At 35.3% G+C, this 25,986-nt stretch carries 27 protein-coding genes; 1 reads left to right on the top strand and 26 read right to left on the bottom strand.

Going from position 1 to position 25,986, the window contains the following annotated elements; all coding sequences use genetic code 11:
* Nucleotides 1-48: 48 nt before the first annotated feature.
* On the top strand, nucleotides 49-1,566 hold the full coding sequence (gene zwf / locus LZ578_RS07730; protein ID WP_235144609.1) for a glucose-6-phosphate dehydrogenase: 1,518 nt from the start codon (nucleotides 49-51) through the stop codon (nucleotides 1,564-1,566).
* Nucleotides 1,567-1,615: 49 nt separating this feature from the next.
* On the opposite strand, the gene LZ578_RS07735 is transcribed toward zwf, so the two are convergent.
* The 26 genes from LZ578_RS07735 to yidA form a co-directional block, all read right to left on the bottom strand.
* A complete protein-coding gene (locus LZ578_RS07735) occupies nucleotides 1,616-2,575 on the bottom strand; it encodes a bifunctional oligoribonuclease/PAP phosphatase NrnA (protein WP_235144610.1) in 960 nt (319 codons plus the stop codon).
* Between the two features lie 20 nt (nucleotides 2,576-2,595).
* On the bottom strand, nucleotides 2,596-3,921 hold the full coding sequence (locus LZ578_RS07740; RefSeq protein WP_235144611.1) for a DRTGG domain-containing protein: 1,326 nt from the start codon (nucleotides 3,919-3,921) through the stop codon (nucleotides 2,596-2,598).
* A gap of 36 nt (nucleotides 3,922-3,957) precedes the next feature.
* Nucleotides 3,958-4,638: a metal-dependent hydrolase gene (locus LZ578_RS07745; protein WP_235144612.1), complete on the bottom strand. Its 681-nt coding sequence runs from the start codon at nucleotides 4,636-4,638 to the stop codon at nucleotides 3,958-3,960.
* A gap of 118 nt (nucleotides 4,639-4,756) precedes the next feature.
* On the bottom strand, nucleotides 4,757-5,887 hold the full coding sequence (gene dinB, locus LZ578_RS07750; protein WP_235144613.1) for a DNA polymerase IV: 1,131 nt from the start codon (nucleotides 5,885-5,887) through the stop codon (nucleotides 4,757-4,759).
* A 35-nt stretch (nucleotides 5,888-5,922) separates the two neighbouring features.
* Nucleotides 5,923-6,573 (bottom strand): metal-dependent transcriptional regulator, encoded by a 651-nt coding sequence (locus LZ578_RS07755; protein WP_235144614.1) that lies wholly within the window; start codon nucleotides 6,571-6,573, stop codon nucleotides 5,923-5,925.
* A 144-nt stretch (nucleotides 6,574-6,717) separates the two neighbouring features.
* Entirely contained in the window at nucleotides 6,718-9,324 is a 2,607-nt protein-coding gene (adhE, locus tag LZ578_RS07760; RefSeq protein ID WP_235144615.1) for a bifunctional acetaldehyde-CoA/alcohol dehydrogenase, read from the bottom strand.
* Nucleotides 9,325-9,550: 226 nt separating this feature from the next.
* Nucleotides 9,551-9,832 (bottom strand): post-transcriptional regulator, encoded by a 282-nt coding sequence (locus LZ578_RS07765; protein WP_235144616.1) that lies wholly within the window; start codon nucleotides 9,830-9,832, stop codon nucleotides 9,551-9,553.
* 37 nt (nucleotides 9,833-9,869) lie between these two features.
* Nucleotides 9,870-10,244, bottom strand: coding sequence for a preprotein translocase subunit YajC (gene yajC / locus LZ578_RS07770; protein WP_235144617.1), 375 nt, complete (start codon nucleotides 10,242-10,244; stop codon nucleotides 9,870-9,872).
* A gap of 81 nt (nucleotides 10,245-10,325) precedes the next feature.
* Nucleotides 10,326-11,471, bottom strand: coding sequence for a tRNA guanosine(34) transglycosylase Tgt (gene tgt, locus LZ578_RS07775; protein WP_235144618.1), 1,146 nt, complete (start codon nucleotides 11,469-11,471; stop codon nucleotides 10,326-10,328).
* Nucleotides 11,472-11,596: 125 nt separating this feature from the next.
* A complete protein-coding gene (locus LZ578_RS07780) occupies nucleotides 11,597-12,358 on the bottom strand; it encodes a sugar phosphate isomerase/epimerase (protein WP_235144619.1) in 762 nt (253 codons plus the stop codon).
* A 32-nt stretch (nucleotides 12,359-12,390) separates the two neighbouring features.
* Entirely contained in the window at nucleotides 12,391-12,894 is a 504-nt protein-coding gene (locus LZ578_RS07785; RefSeq protein ID WP_235144620.1) for a hypothetical protein, read from the bottom strand.
* 298 nt (nucleotides 12,895-13,192) lie between these two features.
* On the bottom strand, nucleotides 13,193-14,188 hold the full coding sequence (gene floA, locus LZ578_RS07790) for a flotillin-like protein FloA (RefSeq protein ID WP_235144621.1): 996 nt from the start codon (nucleotides 14,186-14,188) through the stop codon (nucleotides 13,193-13,195).
* A 2-nt stretch (nucleotides 14,189-14,190) separates the two neighbouring features.
* Nucleotides 14,191-14,787: an NfeD family protein gene (locus LZ578_RS07795; protein ID WP_235144622.1), complete on the bottom strand. Its 597-nt coding sequence runs from the start codon at nucleotides 14,785-14,787 to the stop codon at nucleotides 14,191-14,193.
* Nucleotides 14,788-14,932: 145 nt separating this feature from the next.
* On the bottom strand, nucleotides 14,933-17,539 hold the full coding sequence (gene clpB, locus LZ578_RS07800) for an ATP-dependent chaperone ClpB (RefSeq protein WP_235144623.1): 2,607 nt from the start codon (nucleotides 17,537-17,539) through the stop codon (nucleotides 14,933-14,935).
* Nucleotides 17,540-17,742: 203 nt separating this feature from the next.
* Nucleotides 17,743-18,084 (bottom strand): metal-sulfur cluster assembly factor, encoded by a 342-nt coding sequence (locus LZ578_RS07805; RefSeq protein ID WP_235144624.1) that lies wholly within the window; start codon nucleotides 18,082-18,084, stop codon nucleotides 17,743-17,745.
* A gap of 38 nt (nucleotides 18,085-18,122) precedes the next feature.
* Entirely contained in the window at nucleotides 18,123-18,878 is a 756-nt protein-coding gene (locus tag LZ578_RS07810; protein WP_235144625.1) for a prolyl oligopeptidase family serine peptidase, read from the bottom strand.
* A 147-nt stretch (nucleotides 18,879-19,025) separates the two neighbouring features.
* Nucleotides 19,026-19,316: a hypothetical protein gene (locus LZ578_RS07815; RefSeq protein WP_235144626.1), complete on the bottom strand. Its 291-nt coding sequence runs from the start codon at nucleotides 19,314-19,316 to the stop codon at nucleotides 19,026-19,028.
* Nucleotides 19,317-19,624: 308 nt separating this feature from the next.
* Complete coding sequence (gene rplS, locus LZ578_RS07820) at nucleotides 19,625-19,972, bottom strand: 50S ribosomal protein L19 (protein ID WP_235144627.1); 348 nt, start codon at nucleotides 19,970-19,972, stop codon at nucleotides 19,625-19,627.
* Between the two features lie 172 nt (nucleotides 19,973-20,144).
* Entirely contained in the window at nucleotides 20,145-20,879 is a 735-nt protein-coding gene (gene trmD / locus LZ578_RS07825; protein WP_235144628.1) for a tRNA (guanosine(37)-N1)-methyltransferase TrmD, read from the bottom strand.
* Nucleotides 20,876-21,394, bottom strand: coding sequence for a ribosome maturation factor RimM (gene rimM, locus LZ578_RS07830; RefSeq protein ID WP_235144629.1), 519 nt, complete (start codon nucleotides 21,392-21,394; stop codon nucleotides 20,876-20,878). Before rimM ends, trmD begins: the two co-directional genes overlap by 4 nt.
* Before the next feature lie 155 nt (nucleotides 21,395-21,549).
* Nucleotides 21,550-21,795: a KH domain-containing protein gene (locus tag LZ578_RS07835; protein ID WP_235144630.1), complete on the bottom strand. Its 246-nt coding sequence runs from the start codon at nucleotides 21,793-21,795 to the stop codon at nucleotides 21,550-21,552.
* A gap of 50 nt (nucleotides 21,796-21,845) precedes the next feature.
* Nucleotides 21,846-22,118: a 30S ribosomal protein S16 gene (gene rpsP / locus LZ578_RS07840; protein ID WP_235144631.1), complete on the bottom strand. Its 273-nt coding sequence runs from the start codon at nucleotides 22,116-22,118 to the stop codon at nucleotides 21,846-21,848.
* A gap of 92 nt (nucleotides 22,119-22,210) precedes the next feature.
* Nucleotides 22,211-23,626 carry a signal recognition particle protein gene (gene ffh, locus LZ578_RS07845; protein ID WP_235144632.1) on the bottom strand — a complete coding sequence of 472 codons (1,416 nt, stop codon included), beginning with the start codon at nucleotides 23,624-23,626 and terminating at the stop codon, nucleotides 22,211-22,213.
* Between the two features lie 19 nt (nucleotides 23,627-23,645).
* Entirely contained in the window at nucleotides 23,646-23,984 is a 339-nt protein-coding gene (locus LZ578_RS07850; protein ID WP_235144633.1) for a putative DNA-binding protein, read from the bottom strand.
* A gap of 124 nt (nucleotides 23,985-24,108) precedes the next feature.
* Nucleotides 24,109-25,125, bottom strand: a complete 1,017-nt coding sequence (gene ftsY, locus LZ578_RS07855) for a signal recognition particle-docking protein FtsY (RefSeq protein WP_235144634.1) — start codon at nucleotides 25,123-25,125, stop codon at nucleotides 24,109-24,111.
* A gap of 35 nt (nucleotides 25,126-25,160) precedes the next feature.
* On the bottom strand, nucleotides 25,161-25,970 hold the full coding sequence (gene yidA / locus LZ578_RS07860; protein ID WP_235144635.1) for a sugar-phosphatase: 810 nt from the start codon (nucleotides 25,968-25,970) through the stop codon (nucleotides 25,161-25,163).
* Between the last annotated feature and the right edge of the window lie 16 nt (nucleotides 25,971-25,986).

Here is a 25,986-nt window from a genome sequence, read left to right on the forward strand (position 1 = left end):
AGTATAATGAAACAATGAATGTTTTTTATTATACGGAGGAGGATTCCCATGATTAACGAAAATAGCGCACTGTTTACCATCTTTGGGGCAACAGGAGATTTGGCTCACCGCAAGTTGTATCCTTCATTGTTTCGACTTTATAAAAAGGGATATATCAATGAACACTTTGCAGTAATAGGCACAGCTCGTCGGGAATGGACCAATGAATATTTTCATGAAGTTATTTCTGATTCCGTCAAAGATTTAGTAGACGATCCAGAGCAACTACATACATTTTTATCCCATTTTTACTATATCTCACATAATGTAAAAGATGCCGAACATTATGTAGAGTTAAAACGATTGTCTGAAGAATTAGATGAAAAGTATTCGTTGAAAGGAAACAGAATTTTTTATCTCGCAATGGCTCCCCAATTCTTCGGCGTTATCGCTGATATGTTAAAAGATAAAAACCTACTGACTGAAGAAGGCTTTAATCGTTTAATTATCGAAAAGCCTTTTGGAAGTGATTTAGAATCAGCTACCAAATTAAACGAACAGCTACGACGATCTTTTAATGAAGATCAAATTTATCGAATTGATCATTATCTTGGAAAAGAAATGGTACAAAATATCTCTGCCGTTCGTTTTTCTAACATGATTTTTGAAGCTCTATGGAATAATAAATACATTGATAATATTCAAGTAACCTTATCTGAAACAGTTGGCGTTGAGGATCGTGGCGATTATTATGATCAAAATGGTGCTTTACGTGACATGGTGCAAAACCATGTGCTTCAAATCTTAGCTTTATTAGTAATGGAACCACCTATGTCCTTAGATGGTAGAGATATACGAAGCGAAAAAATTAAAGCCTTACGTTCTTTACGACTGTATACTACTCCAGAAGAAGTTAGAAGGAATTTTGTTCGTGGACAATATACATCTTCTAATGAAGACGAAAAGGGATATCGTGAAGAACCAAAGGTAGCCGCTGATTCACAAACAGAAACGTTTGTAGCCGGAAAAATCCATGTAGATAACTTCCGTTGGGCTGGTGTCCCCTTTTATATTCGTACCGGTAAAAAAATGGCTCAGAAAGAAACGTATATTCATATACAATTTAAACACGTCGCTATGAATATTTTTCCCGATGAGGGTGTAGAAGAAGTTGCAGAACCAAATATTCTAACTATTCACATTTCACCATTAGAAGGTTTTTCTCTGCGATTGAACTCAAAAAGAATCGGACAAGGAACAGAGATCAAAAATATTCGGATGCATCAAATTTTTGATGAAAAGACACAAGCGAATAGTCCTGAAGCATATGAACGTTTGCTTCTAGATAGTTTACAAGGAGATCCTACTAACTTTACTCATTGGGAGGAAGTGGAACAGTCCTGGAGGTTTATAGATAATATTCGTAATGCTTGGGACGAACTACCCTGTGATCCTTATGAATATGAGAGTGGAACAATGGGTCCAGAGGCAAGTTACGACCTATTAAAAGAAGATCATTTTGACTGGATTGAATTTAATTGGAGTCCTAAAAACGGTGAAAATCATTCCTATACAAATATGGAGTAATTGGAACAATAAAAGAAAGAGAGCTGAGATTTCCTCAGCTCTCTTTCTTTTATTGTTTTGTATTCCAATTTTTAGCTAGTTCTTCAAATTGAGCAAGAATCTCTTCGATTTCTTTTTGATCTGCAGCATTTGCACCACTTGCTAAAGGATGTCCTCCTCCATCATGAAGTTTAGCAATTTCATTAATGACAGGCCCTTTTGAACGTAATCTACAGCGATACGTTCCAGTAGGTTGTTCTACAAAAATTGCCCAACAAAGCACGCCTTCTATCGTTCCAGGTAAAGATACTAGCGGTGCTGTATCTTCATCACTCGCTTTGTATTCTTTCAACATGTTTTGAGTCAAAATAATATGAGCGACACCTTCTTCACTGATCATTATATTTTGTAACACATAACCAGATAGATACGCTACCTTTTTCGTATTGGTATTCATCAATTGACTAATTTCTGATGCAGAGAAATCAAATTCCATTAGTTTGGATGCAACCTCCAGCGTATGAGGTGTCGTTGCTGGATAAAGAAAACGACCTGTATCTGCTACAATACCCGCATACAGTAATCGAGCTGACTCGGCAGTCATAGGGAGTCGTTCATCTAGATAAAAAGAAAAGTCTGCAATAATTTCACTACAACTACTTGCTTTCGTGTTCACTAGACTAATATCTCCATAAACGTCCTCATCCGGATGATGATCTATCTTGATTAATTTATTTCCTTTAGAATAACGTTTATCATCAATTCGAGGTCGATTAGCCGTATCCGTTAAAATTACTAAAGAATTTGGAAAAATCTCATTTGATACTTCATCCATAGTTCCTAAATAGGAAAGACCATCTACTTCTTGTCCAACCGTAAACACTTTTTTATCGGGGAATTTATTTTTGATAAGAAGAGCGAGTCCTCTTTGTGACCCCAGTGCGTCTGGATCGGGTCGAACATGTCGATGGATAATAATGGAATCATTTTTTTCTATCTCAGCATATATTTCTTCGAATTTTTTTTTCATCAGGGTATAGTAGTCCTCTCTCATGTTCTCTCCATCATTTGACAAACAACGATTGCTTTTGCAACAATCGAATTTTCTAGATAGACTTCCACATCTAGTTTGGATGAACGTCTTCCAACTTCAAATACATTGGTTCTAATTTCAATGGTGCTATCAATTTGAATCATTTTGAAATGATGAACATCCATTTGTTCAATTACTGCATTTCTTTTTTGGAAAGCAAACAGTATTTTTTTTGTAACACTTGAGATTACTTCACATAAAACACCAAAAGAAACAGTTCCCATATTGTTTGTCATTTGTGGTGTTACGACAAAGCGATAAATTGGAAAATCGCTCGTAACCAGTGGGTGTCTACAAATCTCAATACTATCATTAATTTGATCTTCAATTGTATTTCCAATTTGCGGCTGTCGTTGAGCAAGCTGCATGGCTTTCATGACGTCTTGTCTTGAAATAATTCCCAGCAACTGTAAATTGTCTTTTACAACAGGTAGAACTTCTAGTCCGTCCCAGATCATTCGGTGTGCCACACTGGCGACACTCATATGGGTCTTAGCAGTAACAGGATCTTTTGTCATCACTCGTTCCATAGAAATACTATCTGCTTTTCCTAGTGTATCTTTTGCAGTAATCATGCCGATTAAACGCATATTATGATTCACAATTGGAAAACGAGAATGTTTGCTCTCTGTATTTAAGTTTCGATAGTCTAAAATCGTTCTATCAATCTCAAGATATCGTGTTTCTTCCAGTCTTGTATAAATATCTTCTACTAACATAATTTCTTTTTTGATAAGTTGGTCTGTCATCGCCCGGTTAATCATTGTTGCTACGGTAAATGTATCGTATGTTGTGCGAATAACGGGCATTTCTACTTCGTCTGCCAATTTTAAAATCGATTCCTCTGTATCAAATCCACCCGTAATGAGCACTGCTGCCCCTTTTTCTAAGGCATATTTTTGGATGTTATTTCGGTTTCCAACAATCATTAAGGAGCCAGGTGATATGTAGCGATCCATTGCATCTTGCTGCATCGCACCGATAATAAATTTACTGAGTGTCTTTTCTAAGCCTTCTTTTCCACTCAGAACGTCGCCTTCAATAATATTGGCAATTTGACCAAATGAAAGGGTCTCAATACTCCCTTTTGATTTGCGTTCAATTCGAATCGTTCCAACTCTTTCAATCGTAGAAACTAACCCTTCGTTTTCTGCATCTTTGATTGCTCGATAGGCAGTTCCTTCTGACATGTTTAAACTTTTAGCTATCGAACGTACCGATAGTTTTTCACCTACTGGTAGTGTTTCAATGTATTGAATAATTTGCTCATGTTTGGTTGCCATTTATTGTTCCTCTCCATACTCCTAGCTAAACGTCTGCTATATTTCTATTGATTCTCCTGGTTGGAGGATGATTCCTACATCCTTTTCAAGTAAGCAGGTAAAGTTTTCTGGATTTTGTTCAATTAGTGGGAATGTATTATAGTGAATCGGCACTGCTTTTTTAGCTTGCAAGAATGAAACTGCTTTTGCAGCATCCACTGGACCCATTGTAAAATTATCTCCAATTGGTAAAAAGGCTATATCTATTGGGAAATCTTCTCCAATTAACTTCATATCTGAGAACAGTGCTGTATCTCCGGCATGATAAATGGTTTTTCCGTTTTGATGGAACAAAAGCCCTGCTGCCAATCCTAATGTAAATAGTTTTCCATCTATGGGGTATGCTGACCCATGAATAGCTGGGGTCATTTTAATATATCCAAAATCAAATTGATGACCGCCACCCGGTTGCATCCCGTGTGTATTTAATCCTTTAGAACTTAAGAAATCTGCAATTTCTACATTCGATACAATAAGAGCACCCGTTCGTTTCGCTATCGATTCGGTATCTCCAATGTGATCACTGTGTCCATGTGTAATCATAATTACATCACATTCTACTGTTTCTGCGTCTAAATCACTTAAATCATTTCCGGTAATAAAAGGGTCTATTAATATTTTTTTACCATTTTCCAACGTTATAGCCACACAAGATTGTCCATGCCATGATAGTTTCATAGGAAGCACCCTTTCTGTTATGGTCTGTTGTTTAAAACTGTATCACTATTTACTATCGTACCATGAAAAAAAGCTTTACTCCACAAAAAAAGAAGATCCAGAGAATCTTCTTTTTTCTTTATAATTTAGTTGTCTTCCATAGTGGCAGTTGGATATTTGTATAAGATCGAGGAGCTAGTTGTGTGAGAGTTATTCCTAACAATCGGATCTCTTTGTCTATTTCTCCATGCTCTTCCCACAAAGCTATAGCTTTTGAAAAGATTTCTTCTTTACTTCCTACATAATCCACAAAACTTTTTTGTCTGGTCACTGTATAAAAATCGGCATAACGAATTTTTAAAACCACTACTTGTCCATGTACTTTATGTTTTTCCAACGATTGAGATACCGTATAGGAAAGTTTACGGATTTCTTCTTCTACCTGTTCTTCTTGTGTTAAAAAAGGGCTATACGTTAATTCTCTGCCTAAAGATTTTCTTTCACGATTTGAAGTAACAGGATTGTTATCGATTCCTCTAACTTTTCGAAAAAGAACATAACCCATTTTGCCAAAATCATCAATCAATTGATTGGCAGAAAGTCCAAATAAGTCTTTCCCATTTTTAATATTTAACTGTACTAATTTTTCAGCAGTTTTTTCTCCGACTCCATAAAACTTTTCAATTGGCAATTCAAAAAGAAAATTTTGAGCATCTTTAGGAGTAATAACCGTAAGTCCCGCCGGTTTTTTAAAATCTGAGGCCATTTTAGCAAGAAATTTATTATAGGATACTCCTGCCGAACAAGTAAGACCTACTTCTTTCCAAACTTCACTTTGAATTTTTCTAGCAATAATACTAGCACTAGGAATATTCACTTTGTTTTGAGTAACATCTAAATACGCTTCATCCAATGATAAAGGTTCAATTGTGTCCGTATATTTTAAAAAGACATTTCGTATATCAGAAGAAACAGATCGATAGTAGTCCATTCGTGGAGGAATAAAAAGAGCATGAGGACAAAGTTCAAATGCTTTTTGAGAACTCATTGCGGAATGGATTCCATAGGTACGAGCCACATAGTTTGCAGTCGTTACCACTCCACGACCTCCTGTTCTTCTTGGATCATTAGCAATAACAAGAGGTTTTCCTTTCAGAGAAGGATTATCTCTTTCTTCTACAGAAGCATAAAAGGCATCCATATCAATATGGATGATTTTACGATTCAAGTCATTATCTAATTCTTTAAATGTCAGTAATCCGTATTCCATTTCCTTGCTCCAATCATTCTAGGCACTCTTTTTATCTAGTATTTATTTACGGTAAGTTTGGATGCCGCTTTAAAGGAAATTTGATATTCATTATTGTTTTCATCATAAAAAGAAATGGGGCCTTCAAAAGATTCAACTTTTTTTATCGTATAAACTTTTTCTAAATGAATTCCTTTAGCAGAAAGGTATTGAAGAAAATCCGTTTCGTCATCCACTTCTAGTATAGTAAAGTTTTGCCCTATCTCCAATTCAAACAACTGATAGGAATCAACATCAGGAATATTTCCTTCTCTGTCTGGAATCATTCCACCATGAGGATCTGTTTTTGGAAAACCTAAGTATTGGTCTAATCGATCAATTAATTCTCCTGAAGAAACATGTTCCAATTTCTCAGCAATTTCATGAACTTTATCCCAAGAAAATCCTAGTTGTTCCGCCAAAAAAACTTCCCATAAACGATGCTTTCTAATCACCTGGTTTGCGATTAGCAAGCCTTTCTCAGTAACTTTAACCCCTTGATAAGGAATATGTGAAATAAACCCTTCTTTAAGAAGTTTAGAAGACATCTCCGTTACGGAGGCAGCTGATACGGAAAGTGCTTTTCCAATTAACTTATTATTGACTAGTTCTTTGTCTCCTCCTAGTTCTACAATGACTTTTAAATAATCTTCCTTTTGTGGAGTCATCACCTAACCTCCTTCTTTTTTAGGCACGCCTAAATATGTACTTCTAGTATACTTTTTTTGATTTTCAAAATCAACCCATAAAAGATTTATAGCTATAAAAGACAAAAAAGAACCTGGTTTAGAACCAGATTCTTTTTAAAATTATTATTTTCCGTAATATGCTGAGTAAAGAACTTCTTTTAATTCACTAATTAATGGTTGTTTTGGATTTGCAGTTGTACATTGGTCTTCAAATGCAAGCTCTGCAATTTTGTCTCCATCTTTAAGTAACCATTCTTCTGGTACTTCTTGTTCTTGGAAGCTCATTTTAATACCAACGTCTTTTCCAAGTTGTGTAATGGCTTGTGCAAGAGCTTCTACTAATTCTTCAGTTGTTTCACCTTTCAAACCAATAAAGCGAGCGATATCTGCATAATCTTCATCTGCACGGAAGTATTCATATTTTGCCCACATGCTAAGTTTCATAGGTTCTGATGCATTGTAACGGATAATGTGAGGTAGAAGTACTGCGTTTGTTCTACCATGTACTAATTCCCATAGTCCACCGATTTTGTGAGCTAGTGAGTGGGAAATTCCCAAGAACGCATTTGCAAAAGCCATTCCAGCCATTGTTGATGCATTATGAATCTTTTCACGAGATTCTTTGTCGCCATACTCATAAGAATTTTTTAAATTCTCAAATACTAATTTAATTGCTTGTAAGCTCAAGCCTTTAGTGTAGTCACTTGCTAGAACAGATACATAAGACTCAATTGCATGTGTCAATACATCCATTCCTGTATCTGCAACAACTGGTTTAGGAACACTATACACAAATTGTGGGTCAATGATAGCCACATCTGGTGTCAAAGCGTAGTCTGCTAAAGGATACTTAATGTGTGTTTCACTATCCGTAATAACAGTAAACGGTGTTACTTCAGAACCAGTACCTGATGTTGTTGGGATACATACAAGACTTGCTTTTTCCATACGGTTAATTTTATATGTACGTTTACGGATATCCAAGTATTTTTGTTTTGCTCCAAAGAAATTACTTTCTGGGTGTTCGTAGAATAACCACATTGCTTTAGCTGCATCCATTGGAGATCCTCCACCGATTGCAATAATGGTATCTGGTTCGAACTCTCTCATTTTATTGGTTCCTTGTTCAACTGTTTTCGTAGTAGGATTTGGCTCTACATCAGAGAAAATGCTATAAACTACTTTATTGGTACGTTTTTTTAGTTGTTCAATAACAACATCAACATATCCTAATTGAACCATCCCTTCATCACAAACGATAAATACACGTTCTACATCTTGCATATCTCGTAGGTAACGAACAGAGTTCTCTTCAAAGTAAATACGGTCTGGTACTTTAATCCATTGCATGTTATTTCTCCTTTTTGCGATAGTTTTAATATTTAGGAGATCAAAGGAAGTTACGTTCCCAGATACTGAGTTCCGTCCATAAGAACCACATCCTAAAGTCAATGAAGGAAGGTTATTGTTGTAAAGTCCACCGATTCCTCCTTGTGCTGAAGGAGAGTTAACTAAGATTCGACATGCTTTCATTTCTTTTCCAAATTCATTTACAAAATCTTCTCTTCTTGTATGAATAGATGCTGAGTGACCTAATCCATTTAAATTCAGCATATCTTTACATAGAGCAAATCCGTGTTTGGTTGAAGTTGCTTCCATCATTGCCAAGACTGGAGATAATTTTTCTCTAGATAGAGGGTACTTTTCACCTGCACCTGGTAATTCAACAATTAAAATCTTCGTTTCTATTGGAACTTCAATTCCAGCCAAAGCAGCAATTTTCACTGCAGGCATCCCTACGATTTGACTCTTTACACCTGTTTTTGTTTCATTCATCATTGCATCTTCTAATTGTGCTTTTTCGCTATCTTTTACGAAATAAGCTTTGCGTTTTAAGAATTCTGATTTTACTTCTGCATAAATTTCTTTGTCAACGATTACTGCTTGCTCAGATGCACAAACCATTCCATTATCGAATGTCTTAGAAATTACTAAGTCATTTACCGCTCTTTTTACATTTGCAGATTTTTCGATATAAGAAGGTACATTTCCTGGTCCAACTCCTAATGCTGGTTTCCCAGTAGAATAAGCAGCCTTAACCATTGCGGATCCACCAGTAGCTAGTACAGCAGCAACGTCAGGGTGATTCATCAGTGTACTTGTTTTCTCCATGCTAACTCCATCAACCCATTGAATACATCCTTCAGGTGCGCCTGCTTCTAAAGCTGCTTGATATAAAATTTCAGCTGCTTTCTTAGAACACTGTTCTGCACTTGGGTGGAAAGAGAAAATAACTGGGTTTCTTGTTTTCATACAAATCAAAGCTTTAAAAATAGTAGTTGAAGTTGGGTTGGTTGTTGGAATGATTCCAGCAATAACTCCTAATGGTGCGGCAACTTTAATAATTTGGTCTATTTCGTTGTCTTCAATAATTCCAACTGTTTTATTTTTCTTGATTGCATGCCAGATATTTTCAGAAGCATATATATTCTTTAGACATTTATCTTCATAAACACCGCGTCCTGTTTCTTCCACAGCCATCTTTGCCAATTGCATATGTTGATCAAGTGCACTTAGTGCCATGTGATGAACAATCTTATCTATTTCTTCCTGGTTCATTGTTTCCAAAATTTCTAATGCTTGTAGACCTTTATCTGTATACCCTGAAATAATTTCTTCAGTGGTGATTTCTTTTTTGTTTTCCTTCTTAGATTTAATATTTGTACTCATTTAATTTCCTCCTAAAGTTTGATATCCTTTTCACAAGTAATTATAAAACAAGTTGAACCAAATGTAAATAGGTAAATGTGATTTCTTTCACTATATTTAATTTAGCTGTTACAAAAGCTTTTCGACATACATTTATCCTTTTTTTTGAAACCGTTTCCATTGTGAAGTAATTAGCAATGTCGCCAAAAAAGAAGAAGACCTTATCTATTTGGACAAGGTCTTCTTCTTATAAAAATTCTTCAAAATTTATTTCGTCTAATGATGAAACTTGATAAATTTGTGCTTCTAAAGTCTTAAAATCAAAAAATTGATTGACCGTAAAATTCATAATATCAAAAACCCTTTGGTAGTAATAAGACGGAACTGAATGTTTCCATACATGATTTTTGAAACAAATATATAATTCTTTTGCTTCTATGTTATCGTACCCCTCTTTGGAAAATTCCGTTACCTTGTAATTAAACCAGGGAAGTAATTCATCATAAAAATCAGTATGCTCTTCATTCATCCGTATTCCACTCCATCATGATTTCAATATCTTCAGATCATAGGTTGGTTTCATCAGAATCTTCAGTATCATCAAACACAACTGTATCTGCTGGTTCTTCTACATCCGATTGTTCTACTATTCCGTCATTTGTAGCAATGGTTGATACATCAACAATTCGCGAAATCGCACGTTTTTCAAACGTTAAGAAGATTCCTTCGCAATCCAAGATAACTGTATTATTTGTTAAGTTTACTTCATCTACTACTCCATGAAGCCCACCAATTGTAACAACTTTATCTCCTGGTTTGATTTGATCCAACATATCTTTTGTTTTTTTCGCCTGTTTTTTTTGAGGGCGAATCAAAATGAAATACATTACACCAAAAATTAAAGCATAAAATAGAACCATCATTATTGTACTTTGTGGCATGTTATTTCCTCCATATTCTTTTTCTAATATTTTTTACTACTATATACTGTACCAAACATGGGTGCATCTTTACAGTCCCATTTAAAACTTTCTGGCATTTTCTTTATTATAGCCATATTCTTCTATAAAAGCTTCTCTGAATTCCAAAAGATTATCATCCATAATCGCTTGTCGCACATTGGTCATCAAGTTAATTAAGAAATGCAGGTTGTGGTAACTTGTTAGCCTCATACCAAATGTCTCATCTGCTTTAAATAAATGACGGATATAAGCACGTGTATAATTACGACAAGTATAACAGGAGCATTTTTCATCAAGTGGTCTAAAGTCTCGTTCATATTTTGCATTTTTAACGACTAGTCTTCCTTGGCTCGTCATACATGTTCCATTTCTAGCAATTCGAGTTGGTAAGACACAGTCAAACATATCAATTCCACGAATCACTCCATCAATCAGAGAATCCGGAGCTCCTACTCCCATCAAATAACGAGGTTTCTCATCAGGAATCTCAGGAGTAATGTAATCTAAAACATGATTCATTTCTTCTTTCGTTTCTCCAACGGATAGGCCACCAATTGAATAGCCAGGAAAATCCATTGAAAGTAATTCCTTTGCACTTTGCAATCGCAAATCTTTAAAGCCAGCTCCTTGAATGATTCCAAATAAACCTTGGGTATCAGCCTTTTGATGTGCCTTTAAGCCACGTTCTGCCCATCTGCTTGTTCTTTCTACAGACTTCTTAATGTAATCATGACTTTCAGAAAAAGGCGGACATTCATCAAAGCTCATGATAATGTCTGCTCCTAGCTGATTTTCAATCTGTATTGCTTTTTCTGGTGAGAGAAACATTTTGGATCCATTCAAATGATTTCTGAAATGAACACCCTCTTCTGTAATGGTCCGATTTTCTGATAAAGAAAATACTTGAAAACCACCAGAATCAGTTAGAATTCCTTTGTCCCAGTTCATAAATTTATGAAGCCCACCCGCTTCTTCTACCAAGTCGGCTCCTGGACGTAACCATAAATGATAGGTATTACTTAATATAATTTGAGATCCCATCTCATCTAGCTCTTCGGGAGACATTGATTTAACAGTTGCTAGAGTTCCAACTGGCATGAACATTGGTGTTTGAAAAGTCCCGTGAGGAGTAATGATTTCTCCCAATCGAGCACCAGTATGTTTTTCTTTTTTTATTAATCGATAACGGATTGCTGGTTCTGTCACTATTGTTCTTCCTTCCATAAACTAGTCAAAAAATAAGTATAACACAGCTGAATGAGTCCGTGAAATAAAAAATAGGAGCGAGCCCTTCACTTTAAAGAAAGGCTCGCCCACATATTCGAAAGAGTTTAAATGGACCGAATAATTTGTAGCTCTTTTTTCAATACATCTATAGCTTCTTCTTTATTTCCACATGAATATTCAATTGCTGCTTCTTTGTCTGAACGAAATGTATCCAATACAGAAGACAAATCTATATCCCCTTCATTAAAGAGTGTAGGAACTATTTCTCTATTTTTTTGAATCTTCACATTTTTTATATGAATGTAGTCAACAAAGTCATTTAAAATTCTAGCAGATTGCTCAGGAACTTCTCCGATAAAAGCAAAGTTACCAGTATCAAAAATGATAGACACAGGAATTTTATATTGGTGAGCCTTTAGAATCCATAAAGAAAGGAGTTCAGCACTGCCACCTTTTTCACTTTGATCATTTTCAATAGATAACTGAACGGAAGGAAAACGCTCCAAATACTGATTTAATTTTTTTACAATAGAATCTGAAAAACTCTCAAACTCTCCTAACGTTAATTTCAGTCTTTTTGCATGTAGATCTTTTGCTTCTTGCAAATAGACTTCTAATTGTTCGTTAAGTTTACCTGCTACAAACAATGTATCTGGAACCGAGTAGTATACTTTTAAGTTTTTTAATTTTGCTTTTTCTCTAGTCATATTTAGTTCACTATCGAAATTTCGAAAAAACTCACGGCGAACTTCAACAAATGGAACTTCCAATGCACGTAGCTCATTAAAAAATTCCCATTGCTTTTTATTTCCTTCTACTAGTTCTTCTTGAAAGGCTATCATATTCACACCTATTGACTGGGACACTTTTGAACTCCTTTCTCTTTTACGATTCTATTTTAGTAGCTCTGCCTATCCAATATTTCTTTCGATAGAATTGCATTTTTCAACCATTTCTTATTATCGGAATAATCTTTATTTTTCTTGCTTTGTTTTTTTGAAACAACTAATTTTTCTTCAACAACTGGAGCAAGAGAATCGAACGTAAGTGAATCAGATATATCATCATACATTTTAGTAAAAGAATCGTACTCTTTTTCAAAATCAGTTTCCAAGATGCTCTCCTGATTGGTTTGCATATCGATTACTTTTTCACGTGCGATTGGTTTATTTCTTGGGTATGATTTTATTTCATCAACTGGATCGATACGTTCGGTAACCTCACTCTTCAAAGCTTCCTGTATGAGAGGCCAAACATCTTTCCTTCTTACAAAATTCCATAAATTTCTTTTCCAACTTTTTGTGTTAAAGATATTTTTAATTTCTTGATGATATTGCGTAGGTAAATTGTTTACCAATAAACGGTAGAGTTCTTGTGGGGTTTGTTTGAAAAGATTTTCCACAATATTCTTCGCATTTAGAGATGACAAACTGGTATCTTTTAATATAGGACGCTGCGTGTTCGTTCTTTGGCTCTGAGAAGAGTTTCGAATAGGTTTCGAAGCATCAGTCCTTCGACGTTGACTCGCTTGTATCCCCCTCTATTCATAGACTGGGGGCGTTCATTTTTTTTCTGTTGTTGCGTACTTCTTTTTTTATTTGAACCACCTATTATATTCTTTATGAAACTAAACCAAGCCAACCCCGCTAAAATAACAATTAAAATTTGAAATAAAATCGGTATGATGACTATGATCAGATTCATTCAGAATCACTTCTATCGTAATTTTGCCCAGAAAGCGAATTACGCATATCAGTATCTGCATTAATATTTTTCATTTTATAGTAATCCATCACACCAATGTTTCCATTACGCAAAGCTTCTGCTAGTGCTAGAGGTACTTTTGCTTCTGCTTCTACAACTTTAGCACGTTGTCTTTGTACTTCAGCAATCATTTCTTGTTCTTCAGCAATCGCAAACGAACGTCTTTCTTCTGCTTTTGCTTGTGCTACACGTTTGTCTGCTTCTGCTTGTTCTGCTTGTAGTTTTGCACCAATATTACGACCTACATCCACATCAGCGATATCAATGGATAGAATTTCAAAAGCAGTACCAGAGTCTAAACCTTTGCGCAAAATCGTGCGAGAGATTGAGTCCGGGTTTTCCATTACTACTGAGTGAGTCGCTGATGAACCAACAGTAGTAACAATCCCTTCACCAACACGGGCGATAATTGTTTCTTCTCCAGCTCCTCCAACTAAACGTTCAATGTTTGCACGTACTGTTACTTTGGCCTTTGCTTTTACTTCGATCCCATTCATCGCAACACCGGCAATAATTGGTGTTTCAATAACTTTAGGATTAACACTTACTTGTACAGCTTCAAAAACATTTCTTCCAGCTAAATCAATTGCTGCTGCTTGCTCAAATTCTAAGTCGATATTAGCTCGTTGTGCCGCAATCAATGCATCGATAACCATATTAATATCCCCACCAGCTAAATAGTGAGCTTCTAATTCATTAATATCAATATTTAAACCTGCTTTTGTTGATTTGATCATGGGTTGAACGATAAAACTTGGTGATACTCTTCTTAAACGCATCCCAATCAAATCTGATATTTTTAGTTTAACACCTGAAAATGATGCCGTAATCCAAAGACCTACTGGTACAAAACGGAAGAATAATGATAGTACTAGTAAGACAATTACTGCAATAACGATAATTCCTATTAATCCTTCTGGTAAAGTATTCATTCTTACAACTCCTTGACTGTTATTTTAATACCTTCTACATTAATCACTTGAACGGAAGCACCTTCTGAGATAATCGGTCCATTACTTACAACATCCAAGTTTTTTCCATTGATATCTGCTTTCCCTGAAGGACGTAGAGTAGTTAATGCTGTCCCTGTTTTCCCTAAAAATAGAGTATAATCTTTTCCTGAAGAATATCCTTTTTGCTTGTTCGTGGAAGAACTCAATACAAGATTAACTTTTCCAGGTAAAAATTTATAACCTTTTTTCAGAAGGATATAAGCTGTTACAACCGCTACAACAATCGCAACGGATAAATCGAAAATACTTTCCCATAAATTTGAATAATTTAAGAAATAACCAAATCCCAGCATGGCGGCTCCGGTAATTCCTATCAGTCCAAACCCGGGTACAAAAACTTCTAAAATCATTAACAAAATTCCCACTAAAAATAATAGAAGAGTAATCCATGTTCCATTTCCCATAATGATAAAATATACGAGAAAACTGAGAACACTCAACCCTCCATATAGATAATAGGTTTTTGTAAATAACATCATGACTAAACAAATAAAACCAAATACTAAAAACAGCATCATTTCTTTTCACCTCCTGAGTGAAAGTGGTTTACTCTTTTATAGAGTACTACCTTCTCACTCTATTTTAACGCAAAATAGTTAATAATAAAAGCAGCACAAGAAGAGTACATCCTTTTTGTGCCACTCTTAACAAAACCTTCATTCTTTACTCATCTGTTTGATGGAATACCACTTTTTGATTATCCATATCTGCTTCTACTATTTGTTTTTCATAAATCGTTCCAGCAATAATTTCACGGGCCAGTTTATTTTCTATTTCATTCGTTATAAACCTTCTTAAGGGCCTTGCTCCATATTGTGGATCATACGCTTGTACTGCAATCCAATCGATGAGAGTTTCTGTTGCAGTAAAATGAATTTGTCGTTCATTCAATCGTCCTTGTAAGTCTTTTAAAATTTTACGGATAATCTGATGAATATCTTTTCTACTTAAAGGTGTAAATAAAACAGTATCATCGATCCGATTTAAAAATTCAGGTTTGAAAGTCATCTTCAACAAGTCCATCACTTGTTGGTTTGCTTCACTTGAAACTTCCCCTTGTTCATCCATACCATCTAGTAAGTATTGAGATCCCAAATTACTAGTCATAATAATAACTGTATTTTTGAAATCTACTGTTCTACCTTTGGAATCAGTCAATCTTCCATCATCCATCACTTGTAGCAGAATATTAAACACATCCGGATGAGCTTTTTCTATTTCATCTAATAGAACAATCGTGTAAGGACTTCTTCTTACAGCTTCAGTAAGTTGACCACCTTCTTCAAAACCAACATACCCCGGTGGAGCTCCTACTAAACGAGAAACAGAAAATTTCTCCATGTATTCACTCATATCAATTCGAACCATATGTTCTTCCGAATCAAACAAATTTTCAGCTAATGCTTTTGCAAGTTCTGTTTTCCCAACTCCTGTTGGTCCTAAAAACAAGAAGCTTCCAATAGGTCGATTTGTAGATTGCAAACCCGCACGGGAACGAAGTACAGCATTTGTGACACTATCTACTGCTTCATCTTGTCCAATCACTCTTTTATGCAAGGTATCCGCAAGTGTCAATAATTTTTCTCTTTCACTTTCTACTAACCTCGTTACAGGAATTCCGGTCAATCGGCCTACTACTACAGCAATTTCATTTTCAGTAACAGATTCTTGCACGAGATGTCCGTCACGCTCTTTGCGTTCCTCATTATCTTTTTCCATTACAGCTAATTCTTTTTCAATTTTTGGTATCGTTCCATGCCTTAAGACAGCAGCTCGTTCTAAATCATAGTCTCCCTCAGCTTCTTCTAATTCTCTTCTTGCCTTGTCTAAGGATTCTCGCTTAGAGCGAATAGTTTCTGCTTCTTCTTTCTCAACTTCCCATTTCATTTTTAATTCATTTGTTTGTTCTCGTAATTCAGAAAGTTCTTCTTGCAGTTGAGAAAGTCTTTTCTTACTTGTTTCATCTGTTTCTTTTTTTAATGCCGCTTCTTCAATTTCTAGTTGCATCAACTTTCGCATAACCTGATCTAACTCTGTTGGCATCGAATTCATTTCAACTTTAATACTAGCACATGCTTCATCCACTAAATCAATTGCTTTATCTGGTAAAAATCGATCTGTGATGTACCGATTAGATAAATTGGCCGCAGCGACTAGAGCATTATCATGAATATTAACGCTATGGTGGATTTCAAATCGTTCTTTCAATCCTCGTAAAATACTAATTGTATCCGCAACAGTTGGTTCATCAACGACTACCTTTTGAAATCTTCGTTCTAACGCTTTGTCCTTTTCAAAATTTTGACGATACTCCTCTAATGTGGTTGCTCCAATACAATGTAATTCTCCACGAGCAAGCATTGGTTTCAGTAAGTTTCCTGCATCCATACTTCCTTCTGTTTTCCCGGCCCCAACAATTGTATGAATCTCATCAATGAAAAGAATGATTCGTCCCTCACTCTTTTTGACTTCTTTTAGTACATTTTTGAGTCGGTCTTCAAAGTCCCCTCGATATTTAGCTCCTGCAATCAATGAGCCCATATCTAAAGAATAAATGGTTTTCCCTTTTAAGTTTTCTGGAACATCTTTTCGTAGGATTCGTTGAGCAAGACCTTCGACAATTGCTGTCTTACCTACACCTGGATCTCCAATTAAGATCGGATTATTCTTTGTTTTTCTAGATAAAATTCGAATAACATCTCGAATTTCTTCATCCCGTCCAATAATAGGATCTTGTTTTCCACTTTTCATTTGTTCTACAAGATCTACACCGTATTTACTTAATGCTTCATATTTATCTTCTTGATCGGGTGACGTCACGCTGTCTCCTCCTCTCATTTCTACAATCTTATTTTCTACTAATTTTTTACTCAATCCATGATCAACTAGAAATTTTGCTAGAGGATGTCGTGGTGAAGAAAATAAACTTAATATGAGTATTTCAGTAGATAAATACTCATCTTGAAATTGATCCATAATTTTTTCACAATCAACAAATAATTGATAGAGACTTTGTCCGAATGTTTCTCCGTATTGGATTCCGCTTCCTCTGACTTCTGATATTTTATCTAATTCTTGATCGATTTTCCCTTCAAAAGACTCTATGGAAACACTCATATTTTGATAGAAGTTGTGTGCAAAAGTATTTGGCTGTACCATCACTTTCCAGACATGAGGAATTTCAATAAATTGATGTTTTCGTATTCTTGCTACATTTTGAGCTTCGGCAACAGTCTCTTGCATCGCGGTTGTCATTTTCTCAAATTTCATAAAGGGTTCCTCCTTTATTGTCCATGTTTTTTTATTCTCTACACTTCCTATTATACGCTTTTGGTCAAATTTGGTCAAAAGAAATCGCCTTTATTTGGTAGATATTTTTATAAAAAAATACCTGTATAGACCATGATTTTCATGTCGTTTACAGGTATTCTCTATTTTTTATTCTATCATAATATTTTTATCTGGAATGAATATTACCGGATTCCTAATGCTATTCGAGCATATCGTGACATACGGTCGGTGCTCCAAGCAGGATACCACACTAATTTCACTTCTATCTCTTTTACTTCCGAAACAGTCTTTAACGCTCGGTGAATATCATCTGTAATGACATCAGCTAGCGGGCATCCCATCGTCGTTAAGGTTAAATTCACTTTACAAAATCCACTTTTATCTAAAATCACTTCATATACTAAACCTAGATTAACAATATCAATTCCTAGTTCTGGATCAATTACTTGTTCTAGGGCTGTTAAAACATTTTCCTTAATCGCTTCTAATTCTTGTTCTGTATATTCTTTATTCTCATTTTCCATTCTCAATCACCTCATGCCAATTTTTTAAAGCATATAAATTAATGACTCCCTAAAAAGTGTGCCATATTTCCAAAAATTTCATAAGGAACTTTATGTCCATGTCCTTCATTATACTCAAATTTAACATTCTCTGCATAATCATGATTTTCAATTCCTGCTACAAATGAATTAATCTGTTCAAAAGGTACACTTTGGTCGTCTGTTCCATGCCAGATGTAGAAAGGTCTCTTTGCAATTTTTTCTGGTTCTGCTTGTAAACTCATTGAATGAAAAGGAATCATCAACTCTGATACTTCTTCTTTTCCTATTGGTTCCATTCCCTCTGCCCAGTGAGAAGATAAAATCCATTCTGTAAAGCCAATCGGATCTGGTGTTCCCATGAGGCACCCCCCTGAATGGATCCAAGGATATTTTGCTAATGCCATGCAGGTTGTAATGGCTCCCATAGACAGACCTGTTACACTAACACGATTAGATGAAGCTTTCCCTTTTGAAACATATTCATCCACTAAGTAAGGGATTTCTTCCAAAGAATGCCAAACAATATTCCAAAAAGCCATTTCTTTACTACCATTATAGGATTCATCTTTTCTTTCTCCATGAAGAAAAGCATCTGGAATGACAACTCTCATTCCTTGAAGTGCCATTTCATAGCCTGGTTCTAGCCCCTTTTCTTTTTGATTTGTAATCCCATGCAGAAAAAGGGTCAGTGGCAATGATTCTTCTTCTCGATTCCGATCTACTATTTCTAAAACCGGAATATTTTGTATTACTTTTCTTTCGACAGTAATCATTTTTATCCCTCTTTATATCATTTCTCTATTCCATTTCATCTACAAATAGTGTACCACACAAGAAATTGTATGGATTCATAAATAGTTTTTATCCCTCTTTATGAATAAGGAAAAGCCCTATAAAGATTTCCTTTATAGAGCCCCATTTTATTCTGTTTCTGTTGGTGGAATTATTTTTTCTAGTTCAGCCATCACATGTTTCGCTACATTAGAGCCAACAATAAGTGTGTCGTAAACCGGACGAACATCTTCTGATGTTTTTGCCATCATTTTCATGATGATTTCGCCATCTCCTGCTAAGAATACAGTAAAATAAAAGGCAATGGTTTGGTTTAACTCATTAATTAATTCCAATACTTTTGCTTTATCATTATAGTTTGTAAGGTAAGCTAAACGCTTGAAACTAATTTGATAATCTACCAAACCTTCTCCATCCACTATAACAACTCCGAAAGGAATTTGTTTGTCTGGACGAATATTAAAAGTTCCTTGATACACATATTGATTATTTGGGATTTCTTGTTTTTTTAACGGTAATTTTTTTCTGCAAATAATTGATCAATTGCTTCTAAAACACTCATTGATATTCCCCTTCCACTCTTTAGTTCTTCTAGTATATCATATAGATTGATCCTTTTTGATATAAATATCACTTTTCCTAATGAGTTACCGTTGGTTTGTTGGAAAAGAAAAATGAGCTAAGACATTGTTGTCCTAACTCATTTTTAAATATTTTGTTTGAAATTTTAACGACGACGCTCTGGAATACGAGCTGCTTTACCATGCAATGCACGTAAGTAGTACAATTTAGCACGACGAACTTTACCGAAACGTGTAACTTCAATTTCTGCAACACGTGGAGTGTGCAATGGGAATGTACGCTCAACACCTATACCGTTTGAAATTTTACGAACTGTATAGCTTTGGCTGATTCCTGTTCCGCGACGTTTGATTACTACGCCTTCGAAAATCTGGATCCGTTCTCTTTCACCTTCTACAATACGTGCGTGTACACGAACTGTATCTCCAGGACGAAATGCCGGGATGTCAGTACGTAATTGTTCTTGAGTAATTTCTTCAATCAGATTAGCCATTTTTTCTTCTCCTTCCAACAAATATTCATACATAGCTTTCTATACAGCGGAATACCGTTTCTTAGAGTGGTTTTCCACTCACTCGTAAAATCTTACCATATAACTAAATATGTGTAAAGTCTTTTCCGTTGACAAGATGTTTTTTTAGAAAGTTTTTTCAAGTAAGGGATTCTTATGAATTTGTTTTAAATTCATCCAACCATTTTTTTTCATTTGTCGTTAACTCTCTATCTTCCAATAGGTCTGGTCGTCGGTTCCACGTTTTTCGAAGGGATTCTTTTTCTTGCCATTCAGCAATTTTAGCATGATTCCCACTGAATAACACTTCTGGAACTTCTTCTCCTCTAAAATCGCGAGGGCGAGTATATTGAGGATGTTCTAAGAGACCTGTTGAAAAAGAATCCGTTTGATTAGATAATTCATTACCTAATGTATCTGGTAGTAAACGAACAACACTATCAATCATTACCATTGCTCCTAGCTCACCACCTGTAAGAATGTAATCACCTATTGACACTTCATCTGTAATATGTGATTTAATCCTCTCGTCAAAACCTTCATAATGACCACAAATGAAGATTAAATGCTCTTCTTCTGCTAATTCTTCTGCCATTTTTTGACTAAATGTTTCTCCGGCTGGATCCATTAATATAATTCTTTTTTTAGTATCTGGCTTATTCGTTTTAATATTCTCTAATGCATCCACAATTGGCTGTGCCCTCAATAACATACCTGCTCCACCGCCAAAAGGATAATCATCAACTGTTTTATGTTTATTATCAGAAAATTCTCGGAAATTTTGAGGATGGATGGAAACAATTCCTTTTTCAACTGCTTTTCCAATAATGGACTCTGACATTGGTCCTTCAAACATAGTGGGAAATAGAGTTAAAATGTCCATTCTCATTCGTCTCGCATTCCTTCCAATAAAGTGACACGAACCATACCACTTTCTAAATCAACTTCTTTTACTACATCTTTAATATAGGGAATCAATAAATCTTTCTGCCCTTTTTTAGTAACAACCCAAACGTCATTAGATCCTAAAGGTAGTATTTCTTTAATTTTCCCCAATTCTTCATCTTGATCAGAAATCACTGATAAGCCAATAATTTCATGATAGTAGTATTCCATTTCTTCTAGTTCATGTTGTTCATCAGCAGAAACTCTTAACGTTCCACCTTTAAATGGTTCTACTTGATTAATATTATGAAATCCTTCAAACATTAGTAAATCAAAATTTTTATGTTTACGATGGCTTTTTATTGTTAATTCAATTGGGCTTTTTTGATCTTGGAAAAGCATTAGAGAATTTCCTTTCTCATACCGCTTCTCAGCAAAATCTGTAAAAGAAATGACACGTACTTCACCTTTTAAGCCTTGTGTATTAACAATTTTCCCTACATCAAAATATTTTTCCAATTTTTCACCTTCTCTTTTTATTTTTTATGAATCTTCAGCCTGATACGCCAGTATTTATTCTCAAGAAATTAATCCAAAAAAAAGGGACCATTTCAACATAAAGTATGAATGTCCGCTTTTTTATATACGATTGTTTTACAGTTCAACTGAAATTTTCACTCGCCATCTTGAATAACAAGACGAACTCGTTTTGATTTCTTTGTCTTTACACTGTATACGATTGTTCGGATTGCCCGAGCAACTCTTCCTTGTTTTCCGATGACACGCCCTACATCTTCTGGATCAATGAACAGATGATATTCAAAGAAGTCATCTGTTTCACGAATATCTAATGATACTTTGTCCTCATGTGTGACAAGGGGTTTTACGATCGCTAGAATCAATTCTGAAATATCAGGCATATAAACCATCCTTTTGGTTGAATTCAATGCTGCTGACGCCAATTCAACAATTATTTTGCTGATTTTGATTCGTGGTATTTTTGCATAATACCTTCTTGTGAAAGTAGGTTTCTAACTGTATCAGACGGTTGTGCACCGTTTGCTAACCATTTCATTATTAACTCTTCATCTAATTTTACTTCAGCTGGTTTCACAACTGGGTTATACGTTCCTACTTTTTCAATGAAACGTCCGTCACGAGGAGCACGGGAGTCAGCTACTACAATTCTGTAAAAAGGATTTCTTTTTGAACCCATACGTTTTAAACGAATTTTTACTGCCATATTTTATTACACCTCCATATTTTTTTCTCAATCTCACAAGAGATATCTTACCAGTTTACTAATCAGTTGTAAAGTGTTTTTTCTTTACAGCTCTATTTCTTTTTCTTTTTCTTCTTCTTACCCATTTTTCTTGCCATTTTCTTCATAGCTAGCTGATTCATTTTCCCTTTAGGACCATTCCCCATCATGCCTTCCATACCGGAGAAGTTTCCTTTGGACATTTTGTTCATCATTTTACGGGATTCATTAAATTGCTTAATCATACGATTTACTTCTGCTAAAGTTTGAGCAGAACCTTTAGCTATACGCTTTCTGCGACTTTGAGATAGGAGTTCTGGATTTTCTCTTTCTTCTGGAGTCATAGAAAGAACAATTGCCTTCATATGAGCCATATCTTTTGGATCCATTTTCACTTGGTCAATACCTGGTACATTACTCATACCTGGAATCATTTTAAGTAAATCCTCTATCGGTCCCATATTAGAAACTTGATCCAACTGAGCGATGAAGTCATTAAAATTAAATGTATTTTCACGAATTTTATCTGCCATCTCTGCAGCTTTTGCTTCATCAAAATCTTCTTGAGCACGCTCAATCAGAGTCATCATGTCTCCCATTCCTAAAATACGGGAAGCCATTCGTTCTGGATAGAAAGGTTCTATATCGTCTAACTTTTCACCTTGTCCAGTAAATTTGATAGGGGTTCCTGTGACTGAACGAATAGAGAGAGCTGATCCACCACGAGTATCTCCATCTAGTTTTGTAAGTACAACTCCGGTAATTCCTAGCTGTTCATTGAACGCTTTTGCCACATTCACAGCATCTTGCCCAGTCATCGCATCTACAGTAAACAGGATTTCATCAGGTTGTACAGCTGCTTTTATATCCTTTAATTCAGTCATTAATACTTCATCCACATGTAGGCGGCCGGCAGTATCAATGATAACCAAATCTCTACCATTCATTTTAGCTTCTTCTATCGCTTCTCTAGCAATTTCAACAGGATCTGCATCTACACCCTTCGCATATACAGGGAAATTTAATTGCTCTCCTATCGTTTGAAGCTGTTCAATGGCTGCTGGACGGTAAACGTCTGCTGCTACCAGTAGAGGACGTTTATGATCTTTTTTCTTTAAATAATTAGCTAATTTCCCAGCAGTCGTCGTTTTACCGGCCCCCTGTAAACCAACCATCATGACTACAGTAGGTGGTTTAGTCGCAAAATGGAACGGTTCTTGTTGCCCTCCCATTAATTCCGTTAATTCTTCATTAACAATTTTTATAACCTGTTGTGCAGGAGAAAGTGACTCTAATACATCAGAGCCAAGAGCACGTTCATTTACTTTTTTTACAAAATCTTTTACAACACGAAAGTTTACGTCAGCCTCTAGTAGTGCTAAGCGGACTTCTCGCATCATTTCTTTTAAATCAGCCTCGGTAATTCTTCCTTTTTTACCGATTTTTGTCATGGCTCCTTGTAGACGTTCTGATAAACCTTCAAATGCCATATTCTTCACATCCTTTTTTCTATTCATCATATTTCTCTACTTTGAGTATCATTTCTAATAACTTTTGGTCATCGGGATACTCTTCTGAAACGTACTCTTTTATTTGATCCAGTATATCTTGTCGTAATCTAAAGTTTTTTGCCATCTGTAATTTTTCTTCATAATCAAGTAAAATTTTTTCAGTTCTTTTAATATTATCATAAATTGCTTGTCTACTTACTCCAAACTCATCAGCAATTTCTCCCAAAGAGTAATCATCCCCATAATAAAGAGAAAGGTAGCCTCTCTGCTTCTTGGTGAGCAAGATATTATAAAACTCAAACAGTGTATTCATATCATTTGTTTTCTCTAGCTCCATGATGATTTCGCCTCCTAGCTGTATGTCAAGGTAAAGACTTTACACCATCATTAAGAGTACCGATTATCTCAAAATTAGTCAATCGTTTTTCTTCTCTCAACAACAAAGAGTTTAGCCGAAAAATTTAAGCTTTCTTCTCAACTAAATCTCTCACAAGACCATAAATGTATTGCTCTGGATCGAAGACTTGTAAATCATCCATTGCTTCACCCAAACCTACAAACTTAACAGGGATATCCATTTCTTGACGAATAGCTAATATCACTCCACCTTTTGCAGTACCATCCAACTTCGTAAGAACAAGACCTGTCACATTTGTAGTTTCTTTAAATTGTTTAGCTTGAATGAGTGCATTTTGACCTGTAGTAGCATCCAATACTAAAAGAGTTTCGGACGTTCCTCCAGGGACTTCCCTTTCAATAATCCGATTAATTTTTTCTAATTCTTTCATCAAATTGACTTTATTTTGTAATCGACCGGCAGTATCGATTAGAAGGTAATCATAATTTTCTTTTTGCCCCTTCTTCAATGCATCAAATACAACACTAGCTGGGTCGGACTTTGCAGGACTGGTAACAATATCAACTCCAACATGATTAGCCCATGAAGCTAATTGTTCAATGGCTCCTGCACGGAATGTGTCTCCTGCGGCTAGTAACACTTTTTTCCCTCTTTGTTTTAAGAGATGACTATACTTTCCAATCGTCGTAGTCTTTCCTACTCCATTAACACCAACAAATAAAATAACGGTTAATCCATTTGGATTTTCATTAATTGTAGGTAAAGAAGTTGCACCTTTTTCATAGACTTCTACCATCTTTTGAACAATTACATTTTTTACTTGTTCTCCGGTACGAACGTTTTTATTTTTTACTTCTTCACGTAAGACATCAGAAATTGCTAGTGTCATTTCAAAGCCTACATCTGCTGAAATAAGTGTTTCTTCTAAGTCATCAAAAAAGTCTTCGTCTACTTCACGGAATCCAGCAAAAAGATCATTTATCTTTTCAGAGAAACTCTTTCTTGTTTTTTCCATTCCCTTATCATATTTTTCAATAACAATACGATTTTCTTCATTTACAGGTTCTTGTGATACATCTTCTCCGGTAAAAGCTCTTTTAATTCGATCAAATAAACCCATTTCTTCACATCCCTGTTAATAGTAATTAATTCTTCTTAAAATATATATTCATTGAAAGCATGTGCTATGCCATCTTCATCATTTGACTTCGATATAAAAGTAGCTTGTTGTTTTACAAAGTCACTCGCATTTTCCATCGCTACAGCTACTCCAGCATATTGTAGCATTGCTAAGTCATTTTCTTCATCTCCACATGCCATTACTTCATCACGAGTGAACCCTAACAATTTACAAAGGGTTTCAATCCCACTGCCTTTGTCTACTTCTGGATGCATAATTTCAAATAAAAGCGGTCGTGACTTCATCATTGAATAGCGACTTTTTACTTCATCTGGAATTTGCTTAATCGCTTGGTCCAAAATAACTGGATCAATACAATATACAACTTTATTAAATTGGTGGTTGACATGAAAACTTTCAATGTTTTTGTTGATAAAAGGTAAGCTAGAACTCATTAGAGAAGGATAAAGTGATTCTCTATTTAACGGATATTCTGGTTCGTACACACTTTCTAAATCAATCATATTCATTGGAATCTGCAATGTTTGGCTGAGCTCATATAATTCTTTAATATGTTGATAGGAGAGTGTCTTTTGAGATAGAATTTCAGAAGTATTATTTTTTTGAACGAGGCCTCCATTATAAGTAATCGCGTAGTCTCCTTCTTCTAATAAACCTAATTCATCTAAATAGCGCTTGATGCCTAGGAGCGGTCTTCCCGTACAAAGAACAATTTTAACACCTTTTTCTTTCGCTCTTTTAATGGCTTTTTTATTTCCTTCACTAATATTTTTATCTGAATTTAGTAAAGTTCCATCTAAGTCTAACGCTACTAATTTAATCATTACTTTTATTCCTCCA

Source organism: Jeotgalibaca sp. MA1X17-3 (assembly GCF_021513155.1).
In the GTDB taxonomy this organism is placed as follows: domain Bacteria; phylum Bacillota; class Bacilli; order Lactobacillales; family Aerococcaceae; genus Jeotgalibaca.